The sequence below is a fragment of the Nitrosomonas ureae genome, assembly GCF_900108305.1.
GTDB classification, from domain to species: domain Bacteria; phylum Pseudomonadota; class Gammaproteobacteria; order Burkholderiales; family Nitrosomonadaceae; genus Nitrosomonas; species Nitrosomonas ureae_B.
In genome coordinates this window covers 1-11,889 of record NZ_FNUX01000039.1, presented here as the reverse complement: position 1 = coordinate 11,889, position 11,889 = coordinate 1, and the positions used below count along the sequence as shown (strand labels likewise).

Here is an 11,889-nt window from a genome sequence, read left to right as displayed (position 1 = left end):
CAGAGTTGGAAAGAGCGTATTATTCGCAACTGAAAGTGTCAGGCATCACAGCTTGACTCAAACTAACGAGTCTCCGGAAAAATCGGGGCGGTTCACCACAGTAGAACTGCAGCCAACAATGCACAACCACTTGAGAAAGAGAAAGCCGCAAAGGGTGAGACGACTTCATACAGCCAGCCGAATACAATGGAAGCAGGGAGTAGGAGTAAACCCGCTGTCAGGTTGAACCAACCGAAAGCAGTACCGCGCAATCCTTCGGGGGCAAGATCGGCCACCAGGGCTTTCTCCACACCTTCGGTAGCGGCCATAAATAAGCCGTAGAACGCAAAAAGGAGGAAAAGTAATACGCCACTGTGAGTAATCATACACATTCCAGCATAGAACACTCCATAAGCCATATACCCACACACGAGCAGGCGCACACGGCCTACATGATCGGATAAAGCAGACAAGGGTGTAGAAAACAGCATCGCTACTGCTGAGACAGCGGCCCAAAGTAACGGGATTTGAACTTCTGGAACGCCCAGTTCATTGGCACGCAATAACAAGAACATATTCGATGAGTTGCCCAACGTGAACAGAGCCACCACAACGAGATAACGCTTGAATACGGGCGGCATATCTCCCAAGCGCCAATCAAACGCTTTGCTCTGGTGTTCTACCACAGTATGCGATTCACGAATGGAAAAGGCGATGATCAAGCACACAGCGCCGGGAATAGCTGACCATAGAAAAATATCCTTAAGCGGCACCTGTGAAGCCAGTAATAGTGAAGCCAAAATCGGTCCTATCACCGCTCCGGCGTTATCCATTGCTCGGTGCAAACCAAAGGCCAATCCACGTTGATCCGACCCGACGCTCGCGGCCAGCAGTGCATCACGCGGCGACGAACGCAACCCTTTGCTAACCCGATCCGTAAAACGGATAACCAGTAACCATGGCCAACTGCTAACGAATGCAATCAGCGGACGACCCAAGCCAGCCAGACCATAACCAAACACAATCCACGGCTTAGTGCGGCGAGTTCGATCCACGATCACCCCAGAAAATAGTTTGAGCAAACTAGCCGTTGCCTCGGCAATGCCCTCGATGATTCCCAATACGCGAGGATCAGCCATCAATACTGACGAAAGATACAACGGGATTAGCGGATAGAGCATTTCACTTGCACTGTCGTTCACTAAACTGATCAGGCCGATTAACCAAACGGTGCGCGGCAATCCAAGCACAGCTTTGAACATTAGGTTTTCCCAGTCATACCGAACTCAATTGGCGTTTTGACATAGAACACATTAATGCCTTCTTGCTTCAGATGCGCGAACATGCGTTCTGCTTCCTGTTCATTCACGGCCATCGTCACTTCAATAGGCTGATCCGTCAGTTCAAAGAAATGCGCGGAATGAAGCTTGCGGTCGTGTCCAAATCCTTCGGTTGCAACAATCAGAGTTGCGCCGCCAATACCCAATTTCTGCGCCGCTTGCACCAGCCATTCGCCTAGCGGCATGTGATCATGCTTGCGATCTTGCTGAGTAAAGAAAGTCAGTTGATAGCCATTCATAGTCTTTTCCTTAGAATCAAATGGTTCTGAACGCAGAAACTGTCGCTAATCCCAGCATCGTCATCACCAAAGAACCTATCACATGAGCACTGATTGCACCGGTGGCCCAAAATATACGCCCCTCTTGAATCAGCACAGTGACTTCAGCAGAGAAAGTGGAAAACGTGGTTAACCCACCCAAAAAACCAGTTATTACAAACAAACGCCACTCGGGTGCAAAGCCAGGATGATTGGCAAAGATGGCAAGTGCCACACCAATTAAGTAACCGCCAATAAGATTCGCCGCTAGTGTACCCAGTGGAATGGCCGGAAACAGTGCGTTGAGCGACATTCCTAGCAGCCATCTCAGCACAGCACCAAAGGATGCACCAATACAAATTGCCAATATGGAGTTGAAAATAAACTTGTCCTTATTATTTAGAATTTCCGAGAGATAGGGGGAAAAGAAACATGCTGGATCTTTGAAAAGATGCGCTATGCATATAATGTTACTATTATTTATATTTTTACTGTAGCCCCTAATATTATTTAAAAGGGGTAATTTATGGAAGAATGGTTGTTTATTTCATTGGCAGCGCTAGTCGCATCTACTGTAGCGGCAATAGCGGGGACGGGAGGTGGAATCATTTTGCTTCCCGTTTTAATTGAAGTATTTGGAGTTCGTGAAGCTGTTCCTATGTATGCTGTGGTTCAGTTAATTGGGAATATGAGTCGAGTGGCCCTTAATCGACAGTTGATTCAGTTGCCAGTTGTTTTCTGGTTTTGTGTTGGAGCAATTCCGTTTTCCATTCTTGGTGCTTGGCTATTTACCAAGATTCCCGATAGCAAACTGTTAAACATCATTGGCGCTTTTCTGATTTTTACTGTTATATGGCGCCATTGGCGACAACATACTATAGCCAGCTTTAATCCGAAGTATTTTGCACTTATAGGTGCAATTTTTTCAGTTATTTCGGCAATTGCTGGCAGTGCAGGCCCGTTTCTTGCGCCGTTTTATCTTTCTTACGGACTTGTCAAAGGTGCGTTTATAGGAACTGAGGCTTTAGGGACTGCTGTGATGCATATTATGAAGCTCGGTACCTATCACGAACTTGGTGCAATATCCCCAACCACATGGCTCAATGGCATAACCATCGGCCCAATAATGATCCTTGGTTCCTATATCGGGAAGCATGTTTTAGAAAGATTATCAATCCGAGTATTCATGATTATTGTCGAAGTCGCAATTGTCGGATTCGGATTATGGTTCCTCAGCAAGTAACTTATCAAAGCAGCAAATTACCAACTACCAGAATGTAATGCCGGACAGGATTTACACTATTTCCATAACCAACTTATTTACTTATGTTTATGATGAATAGAGTCATGATGATGTCCTCCTGGCACAGCATGGCGCGCATGATCACTTAATTGGGCATCAAACCACTGGTGAATAGCAAGTTTAAGTTTTTCAATATGAGTAGAATAAGTAATTTCTGCTCCGTCTGGCAATTCCTTATACACAATATTAATTTGACCCGATTTAGCTGATTTCAATTCTGCTAACCCAGGCATGCTGGCACCATGAATTTTTTCTGGATTTGAGAAATTGCCGTGTTTAAATTCTTTAGTAATGGCAGACAAATGTGATCGTATCAAGTTGATTTGCTCAGTATCAGATTTATCCTTCGCAATAACCCGCTGAATTCCTCCGGTGTCTGTTTTTGAAAAAATATGCGTGGTTTTCTCCAAATCAAACGGCATAACATGCGCTCCCCGTTCCGCTACTTCATCAAGCCGCTTTTCATCCTCTTTTTCTACCGCATGAATAGGTGCCGCAATAAATAAAGCCGACAAGAAAGATGCAATAAACAGCTTGTTCATTTTATTTCTCCTTTACTAAGTCAATTTTTAACACCATATTAGCTATCACTCGTTAGGATTTACTAAATTTCCGCAACCAATCCCCGATGCAGGTTTTTGCGTAGCAATATCAATAATCCATAAATCACAATAGGTGTTTGCTCCAAATAACTGTACATCAGTAGAAAATTGGATTTGGTAATTACCACCTGCGACAGCCTGCATCTGCAAATCCACTTGCGTATGAAATGATCCACCCTGAAAGGCAACTGTGACGTTGCGCTGCCCTGGTTGTATTGGAAGAGCTGTATTCCAGCCTCGTTGACCTGACATCACGCGCTTGCCATCAACAGCTAAAACATATGCCGCACGTTCATCATCAGGTAATACGCCTTTCTGTTTAATTCCAATCAGAGTTGCAAGCGAGCCTTCCTGCTCAGCCGGAGTAATATATTGAAGTTCTGCTGGGATGGGCTGGGGTGTTGTGGTGCAACTACTTAGAAACACAATTGTAAATAGCAAAAATCTGAACATAATATTTAAATCCATTAATCTCTTGGAGGAATATATCGAATACTGTTTGTGAGAGTTCCGCGCTTAATTCCAGTTACAGGTTTTTGCGTAGCAATGTCTATGATCCAGAAATCACAATAAGTATCTGCTCCAAAAAAATACGCATTAGTAGAAAACTGGATTTGATATTTACCACCGGCGACTGCCTGTAATTGCAAATCCGCCTGTGCGTTGAGCGGATCACGCATAAAAGCAACGGTGATGGTGCGTAAACCAGGTTGAATTGGAAGTGCTGTGTCCCAATTCTCCAATCCTGATATCACTCGCTTACCATCAACAGCTAAAACATATACTGTGAAATCGTCAATTGGTGTGCTTTTCTCATTGGAGCCAACCAGTGTTGCAAGCGAGTTTTCCTGACCAGCCGGAACAACATATTGAAGCTCCGGGGGAATGTGTGTGAGTGGTTGCGGTGCAAAGCAAGCACTTAGAAGTACAATCGGTATTAATAAAAGCCAGAGTCGCATTATATTAACTTTCTAACTTAAGCCTAACTTTGTTATAGGGGTTTAGGGAGCAATGGGCGGGTATGGTACGCTCCGACCAAGAACGGATCGGCGGGGAAACCCGGAGAAGTCGTCGAGGTTGTTCAAAAGAGATCTGAGGTATGTTCCAGTGGCTTCCGCAATACGTTGCAGCGTTTTTATCGTTGTGTTGTCTGCTCCACTCTCAAGGCGTGCAACCAGTGACTGTTTAGCTTTCAACCGCTTAGCTAACTCAGATTGTGTCAATCCTGCCAGATTCCGAGCCTCAATAATTGCAGAAGCAATTTCAAATTCCTCAGTGATTGCCTCAAAATCAGCTTTGTAAATTGGGTCATTAAGCCACTTTTTTTGGAGTTCATTTACTTTAGTCATTGTTCAATCTCCTGTGCTCTTTTTAAGGCTAGCTTGATTTCTCTGCAGGGCGTTTTTTGCATTTTCTTTACAAAAATACGTACTACAATTACTCGCTCGGGTTTGACTGTTACATACAGTGCACGAGAAATTTCATCTTTGCCTTTCATACGAATCTCCCATAAAACATCTTCAACATGTTTTATATAAGGCTCGCGTACATTTTGTAACCCATGTATCTCAATTGGTTGACGATCCAAAAAAATCTCGCCTTCATATTAGAGGGCAAGGCTTCAAGCTCTTCATCAACGATTTGATCTAATGTTTCAATAATCCATACCATAATCATATATGTTATAAACGGCAAAAGATTCCTTAATCGTGATTAATTATTGATCAGTCGTGAGAATTCCTTCGTAAATGGTTAAACAATTAAGCAATTAATATGCAACCTTAAACGTTGGACTATCCTCCGGCCGGGTTTTGCGATGATCATAAATTCTTGTGGTAGCAATATTGGCATGACCCAACCATTCTTGTACTTTGGCAATATCTGCTTGATGATCTAGTGCATTAGTGGCAGCAGTTGCACGTAATGAATGTGCGCCGATCTTGAATCCAAGTTGTTCAGAGTATTTCTGTACCAACTTATAAACACCGTCTGGTGTGATCGGTTTTTGTGATTCCTTATCTCGGTTATTACTGGTGGAACGGAATAATGCCCCCGTATCTTCCAGGCCATGCCCAGCTGCATCGAGATAATCATGGATTAAGCCACTGGCGGCAGGATGCAATGGTAAATATCGTGTTTTTCCCCCTTTGCCGGATATTTTCATGTGTGGCACACCACGCCGCTCCTGCTTAAAATCCTTAACCTTCAATTTGCATAACTCATCACGCCGCAGTGCGTGATAGAGTAGGGTGGCCAGTATCGCACGATCGCGCTTGCCCTTAAGTGAGCTGCCATCCGGCGCATCAAGCAATTCGCGTGCCTGATGATCACCGATTGCCGGAGTTTTTCCTTCATAACTTTCTACCGCTGGTCGCTTCACACCCTTGACTGGATTATGCGTAACGGTGTTCTTTTCACATAAATATTCAAATAAAGAGGATAGTGCCGCCAAGCGGTGCCGAATACTCATGCTACTTAATGTTCGACTCAATAAATCATCGCGCCAGGCAATAATATGAGCACGGGTCACAATCCTGAACTCTTCGGGATTCTGAATACTTGTGAAATTCATAAAATCCTTTAGTGCATTTTCATAAGCGCGACGGGTTGCTTTGTTTCCTAAATTGGCGAACCACTCAACTTCCGGTGGAACATCAGCAAGACCTTGAAATTCTTTTGCAGTGAGTGCCCGATTGCTGGTGGTTATTAGATTTGTCATGTTATGTCCCTTTCATCCACGGATTAATGAGCATGACATGAGTAGGCTCAAAGTCCTTCACATTCCGAGTCATAAGATGCAAGCCATGCTGCAAGGCGGTTGCCGCAATCAGGCCATCACTTGCATGGATAACATAACCCTCTTGTTGTGCCTTGGCTGTTATTTTCCCCCAAATCGCAGCTGTTTCTGCATTGATCGGTAATAGGCGTTCAGAATATTCATACTCAATATTTGTGAACCATTTCAATAATGCTTGTTTGCGTTGACCATCTGGCAAAAGCGCAATACCTTTGCCGATTTCTCCCATTGTAATAACGCTAATAAACAGATGTTCATCTGGAACATTATTAACAGCTTCATAAACTGTAACCAATGGTTCTGGTTTATAGAGTTCGGATAACACGCATGTATCCAATAACACCCTCATAGATCAACTGACCGCATTGGACTTTTATCACGCATATCATCTAGATGGTCGATTTCGTGTGGTGGAGAGAGAATATATTGTTTAAAACTCTTCTTCTGACCAACCAGCCGTTCATATTCATTTTTGGAAATGATTACCACATCACCATCTCGACGGTGAACAAGTTGGATTCTTCCAATCAGTGCATTATTGAACAGTTCACTAAATTTATTTTTTGCATCTGCAATACGCCATTCATCCATAATTTTTCCTATATAAGCTAGATCAGCTAGACTTATTATAGATCGAGATTTAAAAAATTAGAAATAGGGGTTTGAAGTCCGATGGTACGAAAACGTACACTAAGGAGGCAAACATGTCTCCCAACGCTTGGTTCAGTGGCCTGAGTTGCCCTTTCATGATCAGCAAGACCCTGAAATTCTTTTGAGGTAAGAGCGCAATTTTCTGTAGTTATAAGATCTGTCATGTTATTTATCTAGCTCATTATTTTTATGTGGCGTTTCACTACCCATAATCGCTTCATAATCTCGGCCACCATAAAAAATATTAAGAATAGTGACGATTTGTTTATCCTCAATAACCTCAAAAGCTGCAATCGCGTTTTTATCAATGGCAATGATTCTGAGATTCTTGCGCAGATCGTTGCGCTGTTGTCCTATCAAAGGCGTCATTCTAAGGCCATGACAGCTTTGGCGTAATTTCTCTATATATGCCCATGCGACTTGAGGAAGTCCGCTCTTCTCAGTTATATATTCATAAATATCAATCAGGTCTTGTATAGCATCGGGTGTTAGATACACCTCATAGTTTTTCATAGTCTAACGTGCTTATTCGCTGTTGATGAAGTTGCTCTAGCTTTTCAAACGCATCATCCAGTAAGACCGGTTCACCACTGTGCGCCGATTGTTCCAGGCGCGCTCGAATGGAAGCAATTCTCGCAAGATGTTCTTCTTCCTGTCTTTGCCATAAACGCATTGCTTCACGAATAACCTCACTTGTGGAAGCGTATGCGCCATCCTTCACTTTTTCCCTAATAATATTCAGCATATCCGGTGGAAGTGTAATGCTGATTTTTTCTGCTTTATCGGTGCGCTTCATTTTTTGTTTCCTATGTATGTTTTTAACACCTTTCGGGAGGTAGGATATTATCCTACTCAATGAAATTTAATAAAGCAAAAAATATTTTAACCTTCCTGAATTGCAGCCCTACTTTACTATTGATAACATATTTTATCAATAGTATAAATACATTCTCAATCTCGTTTGATTAGCAGAAATACCTCACTTGATAAAAGTGCGCAAATGGACTACTATGTATACATAGTCTATATATAAACTTAATTGTTGGGAGACAGATTATGTTATCAGTTACACAAGATCGAGTTCAGACTGAGAATGCCAAAGTTTCAAAAAGTGCCTTACGGACTTTTTTTAATATAATGGACACATGGAATCTTAATGCTAACGAATCCATGATCTTATTAGGACTAGATTCGCGGAGCACTTATTTTAAATGGAAGAAGCATCCTGAAACGGCCAATCTTAATAGGGACAAATTAGAAAGACTTTCCTATATTTTTGGTATCTATAAGGCGCTACAGGTTTTGTTACCAAAACCAGAATCTGCCGACCAATGGATAAAGCGCCCTAACTCAGCATTACCTTTTCAAGGTAAATCTGCGCTTGAGCGCATGCTCACAGGCAAAGTTGCTGATTTGTATATTGTTCGCCAATATCTTGATGGACAGCGCGGTTGGTCATGAGCTATCTTCCGCCAATAAGTCACATAAACTGGATGCCTTGCTGGAGACTGGTCTCCAGCAGGTTTCCTCCGGTTGGCTTGTTTGATCGTGTAGCAGAGCAGGAAGATCTTGATGTTGTTGTTGAGATCGAGGCTCTTACAAATAATCGTGTGCGGGATGAAGCAGGTGAGATTTCTCTTGTGCCTCCTAATGAACGTGTTACAGGCCCTGGAACTACTCCGATTATGGCGGCTTTTACGCATCTTAATCCTGTGGGAAGCCGTTTTACTGATGGAAGCTATGGTGTTTACTATGCTGCTCAGAATACTGATACGGCTATAGCAGAGACTCGATTTCACCGAACTTTGTTTCTATCGGCGACGAAAGAACCCCCAATTGAAATTGATATGCGAAGTTACGCTTCTGATCTGGATACAAGTTTGCATGATATTCGGAAACTACAATCCGAAATACCAGAAATTTATGTCCTTGATCCGGGTTGTTATACGAATGCTCAAACTATGGCAAAGAAATTACGCAATACCGGATCGAATGGCATTGTATATGATAGCGTACGATTTCCTGGAGGAGAATGTGTTGCTATTTTCCGACCTCGTATATTGTCTCCTGTGCGGCAAGGATCACACTATTGTTACGTGTGGAATGGGCAAGAAATTACTCATGTTTATAAAAAATTATCTGTGTAGGAGAGCATAAAAAGTGGTTCTGTCGCATTGAAAAATCGTTCATAGTCCACCCAAATTTGATCCGTCATGCCGGAGCAAGGCGTTACGAGAAGAAGGCGAGCCCCCTTAAGCTAATTTTACATTTTTGGCGGGATGGGCAATATTAGCCAACTTGGTATCTAAAGGTCTTTAAGCAGATTCTTTTTTTACAAGACTTGCGAAACGGTTCGCCTGGTTCCCGACAACTTTCAATAAACGGCTTGGTGAATCTTTACTAAAGCGTTCAATATTTTTCATGCCATCAACAATACTGCAAGTACCAGAAGGAATAAAATTGAGGCTCAAGTAATTTGTAAGCACAAATCTGGTCATATTTTTGAATTCTGCTAAGACTGGTTCTCGGCCGTACATTTTGCCTTCTTCCATGAGCTTGAAGCTATCGACGACAAAGCCCTTGTAAGGCCCAAAGATATGAGAAAGGTCAGCTGTGCGCACAGCTTTAGCTGTGTTACTAAGCTCTTCATCTACATCTTCTGGTAGATGTTCGCCCATCTTTGTAAACATTATGCATGTTTGAACACCTCGAATACATGATTCTTCAAACCCGTAATTTTGCAAGAGAACACCCATTATATGGGCTGAATACCCCTCTTTACTGCCATACTTTTCCCAGATATCTGGCGTTATGAGGTCATGTGGAAAACCAGCGTCATGACCCATGTAAGCAACCTTGGCCATGAGAGAGTTAATTGGGTTGCCTTTGACCTTTTCTTGCTCACAAAGGTTGTCGATGATATCAAGACCTTGCTCAATATGTTCATCCCAATTGTGATATGGTAAACGCGGCTCATAAAAGGGCTTTAAATCACTCGAGAGTAGCTCCAAAAAGCCAGCTTCATCATTTAACACAACAAATTCCATAGGACTGGATTATACTCCCGTATTGCCTTATAACAAAAGGAGATACCGAAGGTCAAGAACGTTGTCTCATAACTGAGGTAACTTTGAGCATAGAAAAGATGTTACATAATTTAGCATCGATCTGCTGTTTCAGATTAAACGGGTTCAATATTTCGTGGAGTGTTCGCAGTTTTGACTTGGCATCATCCGTCACATTCTCGCAGTTCATAACACGCTGATAAGGCATTTGGGGTGTGTGGTACTGCGTGTGTAGCGCGCTCCGATGCGCTCCTTATGTTTGAGCTTCAGCGTCGGGCAGAAGTGATTCTGGAGCTGGGTGCTCCTTGGTCTGGTGGTCAACATCATCGTGTTGTGGAACACGATCTACATCGACGCGGTGATTGCGCAGCTATAGCAGGAGAGCTACCGATACGAGGTGAAGATGTCGCGCGGTTTCCACCCTTCGTTCATGCACGGCACATGAATTAGTTAGGACGCTACGCTTTCGCAGTTCCTGAAGCGGTTACTCGAGACGAGCTACAGGCATTGCGCAATCTCAACGATGCAGATTAACCGGGTTTTGCGTTCCATTGCGCCCTAAATCCCATGAACAAGATAGGCTGGCAGAATGTTTCAACATCCGTTACAGTAACAAATCCTGTAATATCTATCCTGTTCTTACTAAAGGGTTTGCTGCACGTATGCAAAATCATCTGGAGAGTAATGTCATACGGCGCGTGATGGTAGGAACCGACCGCTCCGAAACCGCCGACCAGGCCGTCCACTGGGCCGCCGGGTTCGCTGACCGCTACGATGCAGAGCTGTTCGTGGTGCAGGTGGTGGTGCCGCAGTATCCGTTCGTCACAGAATTCGGCGAAGCCGAACAAACGCGCGCTGCGGGTGACAACAATGAACTGGCGCACTTCGCGCGGCAGGTCGCCGGGAACCGCGGTCATGCCAGGGTCGTCATTGATGCTGATCCGGCATTGGCGATCGTTCGCGCCGCTGAGCAGGAGGCAGTCGATGTACTGGTGGTCGGCAATTTTGGCATGGCGGGTCGAAAAGAGTTTTTGCTCGGTAACATACCGAATCGCATCAGTCACAGTGCCCACTGCACCGTGATTATTGTAAACACCGCGCACTCTACCGATGAGCATGCATCGCACTCGGTGCGAGCTCATCTATCTAAGGGTGACACCCCGCCTTTTGAGCCTCCACTGGTAGCGCGTGCTACGCATATCGCAGCCGTGATGGCGAAACACGGCCTCACAGAGCTGTTCGGCCAATCCAACGAGCCGGATATGTCCATCCGCTGTCAGCGGGCCAAACGCTTACGTGCCGCCTTGGAAGAGCTGGGCCCGATATTTTCGAAACTCGGGCAAGTGTTGTCAACCCGCCCCGATCTCCTTCCAGTCGAATACATTGAGGAGCTTGCCCTGTTGCAATCCCGCGTGCCGCCAATGACTGAGAGCGAGGTCGTCCGGGTTTCTGAACAGGAATTGGGAGTCCCGTGGGAGGATGTATTCAAGTCGATCGACCCGAAGCCCCTCGCCGCCGGAACAATCGCTCAGGTCCATCGTGCGACACTCGAAAGTGGTGATCGGGTCGTAGTCAAGGTCCAGCGCCCCACCGCTCGTGCTGATATCGAACAGGATCTCGCCCTGCTCGAGGTGTTTGCGGAGAAAGTCGGAAAGCGTCCTGCGCTCAATCAGGTGATCGATATGGAGGCCGTGTTCAAACACCTTTCCACCTCGCTCCATCGTGAACTCGACTTCCGTCAGGAGGCCGACAACATCGGGCGGATGCAGGCGGTGCTCGCAGACTATGACCGTCTTGCCGTGTTGACGCTAACTCAAAACTGACCAGAAAAGGCTGTTTGTGCTAACTGAATTTTGACCAGGTAATCCACGTATCCTGCTTAATTTTTAAGCGGG

General features: G+C 44.5%; 19 protein-coding genes. 5 read left to right on the top strand and 14 right to left on the bottom strand.

Annotated elements, in window-relative coordinates; translation table 11 throughout:
- Positions 1–92: 92 nt before the first annotated feature.
- The 3 genes from C4S39_RS14290 to crcB are packed head-to-tail and all read right to left on the bottom strand — an operon-like array spanning position 93 to position 1,958.
- Positions 93–1,241 carry an MFS transporter gene (locus C4S39_RS14290; RefSeq protein WP_103967620.1) on the bottom strand — a complete coding sequence of 383 codons (1,149 nt, stop codon included), beginning with the start codon at positions 1,239–1,241 and terminating at the stop codon, positions 93–95.
- Positions 1,241–1,558 carry a DUF190 domain-containing protein gene (locus C4S39_RS14285; protein WP_103967619.1) on the bottom strand — a complete coding sequence of 106 codons (318 nt, stop codon included), beginning with the start codon at positions 1,556–1,558 and terminating at the stop codon, positions 1,241–1,243. Before C4S39_RS14285 ends, C4S39_RS14290 begins: the two co-directional genes overlap by 1 nt.
- A 16-nt stretch (positions 1,559–1,574) precedes the next feature.
- Complete coding sequence (gene crcB, locus C4S39_RS14280; RefSeq protein ID WP_103967618.1) at positions 1,575–1,958, bottom strand: fluoride efflux transporter CrcB; 384 nt, start codon at positions 1,956–1,958, stop codon at positions 1,575–1,577.
- A 144-nt stretch (positions 1,959–2,102) separates the two neighbouring features.
- Between crcB and C4S39_RS14275 the strand changes: the two genes are divergently transcribed.
- The gene (locus C4S39_RS14275; protein WP_103967617.1) at positions 2,103–2,819 is read left to right on the top strand and encodes a sulfite exporter TauE/SafE family protein; all 717 of its coding nucleotides are present in this window, start codon (positions 2,103–2,105) and stop codon (positions 2,817–2,819) included.
- A 77-nt stretch (positions 2,820–2,896) separates the two neighbouring features.
- Here the strand turns inward: C4S39_RS14275 and C4S39_RS14270 are convergent, their stop codons facing one another.
- The 10 genes from C4S39_RS14270 to C4S39_RS14220 all read right to left on the bottom strand — a co-directional run bounded on the left by C4S39_RS14270 (position 2,897) and on the right by C4S39_RS14220 (position 7,725).
- On the bottom strand, positions 2,897–3,421 hold the full coding sequence (locus C4S39_RS14270) for an aspartate carbamoyltransferase (protein ID WP_103967616.1): 525 nt from the start codon (positions 3,419–3,421) through the stop codon (positions 2,897–2,899).
- A 45-nt stretch (positions 3,422–3,466) separates the two neighbouring features.
- Positions 3,467–3,949, bottom strand: a complete 483-nt coding sequence (locus C4S39_RS14265) for a hypothetical protein (protein ID WP_258039461.1) — start codon at positions 3,947–3,949, stop codon at positions 3,467–3,469.
- Positions 3,949–4,440 (bottom strand): hypothetical protein, encoded by a 492-nt coding sequence (locus C4S39_RS14260; protein ID WP_258039460.1) that lies wholly within the window; start codon positions 4,438–4,440, stop codon positions 3,949–3,951. Before C4S39_RS14260 ends, C4S39_RS14265 begins: the two co-directional genes overlap by 1 nt.
- A 42-nt stretch (positions 4,441–4,482) precedes the next feature.
- Positions 4,483–4,830: a helix-turn-helix domain-containing protein gene (locus C4S39_RS14255; protein ID WP_103967615.1), complete on the bottom strand. Its 348-nt coding sequence runs from the start codon at positions 4,828–4,830 to the stop codon at positions 4,483–4,485.
- Positions 4,827–5,069: a type II toxin-antitoxin system RelE/ParE family toxin gene (locus C4S39_RS14250; protein WP_219817978.1), complete on the bottom strand. Its 243-nt coding sequence runs from the start codon at positions 5,067–5,069 to the stop codon at positions 4,827–4,829. Before C4S39_RS14250 ends, C4S39_RS14255 begins: the two co-directional genes overlap by 4 nt.
- Before the next feature lie 180 nt (positions 5,070–5,249).
- On the bottom strand, positions 5,250–6,200 hold the full coding sequence (locus tag C4S39_RS14245; protein ID WP_103967614.1) for a tyrosine-type recombinase/integrase: 951 nt from the start codon (positions 6,198–6,200) through the stop codon (positions 5,250–5,252).
- A gap of 1 nt (position 6,201) precedes the next feature.
- Positions 6,202–6,627, bottom strand: a complete 426-nt coding sequence (locus tag C4S39_RS14240) for a type II toxin-antitoxin system VapC family toxin (protein ID WP_103967613.1) — start codon at positions 6,625–6,627, stop codon at positions 6,202–6,204.
- Positions 6,624–6,869, bottom strand: a complete 246-nt coding sequence (locus tag C4S39_RS14235; RefSeq protein ID WP_103967612.1) for a type II toxin-antitoxin system prevent-host-death family antitoxin — start codon at positions 6,867–6,869, stop codon at positions 6,624–6,626. The genes C4S39_RS14240 and C4S39_RS14235 overlap by 4 nt, the downstream gene beginning before the upstream one ends.
- Before the next feature lie 225 nt (positions 6,870–7,094).
- The gene (locus C4S39_RS14225) at positions 7,095–7,442 is read right to left on the bottom strand and encodes a type II toxin-antitoxin system RelE/ParE family toxin (RefSeq protein ID WP_103967610.1); all 348 of its coding nucleotides are present in this window, start codon (positions 7,440–7,442) and stop codon (positions 7,095–7,097) included.
- On the bottom strand, positions 7,429–7,725 hold the full coding sequence (locus tag C4S39_RS14220) for a type II toxin-antitoxin system ParD family antitoxin (protein ID WP_103967609.1): 297 nt from the start codon (positions 7,723–7,725) through the stop codon (positions 7,429–7,431). Before C4S39_RS14220 ends, C4S39_RS14225 begins: the two co-directional genes overlap by 14 nt.
- 260 nt (positions 7,726–7,985) lie before the next feature.
- On the opposite strand from C4S39_RS14220, the gene C4S39_RS14215 reads away from it, so the two are divergent.
- Together C4S39_RS14215 and C4S39_RS14210 are read left to right on the top strand one after the other, a co-directional pair.
- Positions 7,986–8,390, top strand: a complete 405-nt coding sequence (locus tag C4S39_RS14215) for an MbcA/ParS/Xre antitoxin family protein (protein WP_103967608.1) — start codon at positions 7,986–7,988, stop codon at positions 8,388–8,390.
- Positions 8,387–9,076, top strand: a complete 690-nt coding sequence (locus C4S39_RS14210) for an RES family NAD+ phosphorylase (RefSeq protein ID WP_103967607.1) — start codon at positions 8,387–8,389, stop codon at positions 9,074–9,076. The genes C4S39_RS14215 and C4S39_RS14210 overlap by 4 nt, the downstream gene beginning before the upstream one ends.
- Before the next feature lie 168 nt (positions 9,077–9,244).
- Here the strand turns inward: C4S39_RS14210 and C4S39_RS14205 are convergent, their stop codons facing one another.
- Positions 9,245–9,976, bottom strand: coding sequence for a hypothetical protein (locus tag C4S39_RS14205; RefSeq protein WP_103967606.1), 732 nt, complete (start codon positions 9,974–9,976; stop codon positions 9,245–9,247).
- Positions 9,977–10,249: 273 nt separating this feature from the next.
- Here C4S39_RS14205 and C4S39_RS16110 point away from each other — a divergent pair, with 273 nt between their 5' ends.
- Entirely contained in the window at positions 10,250–10,444 is a 195-nt protein-coding gene (locus C4S39_RS16110; protein ID WP_103967605.1) for a hypothetical protein, read from the top strand.
- A gap of 212 nt (positions 10,445–10,656) precedes the next feature.
- Positions 10,657–11,817: an AarF/UbiB family protein gene (locus C4S39_RS14195; RefSeq protein ID WP_258039459.1), complete on the top strand. Its 1,161-nt coding sequence runs from the start codon at positions 10,657–10,659 to the stop codon at positions 11,815–11,817.
- Positions 11,818–11,889: the final 72 nt, after the last annotated feature.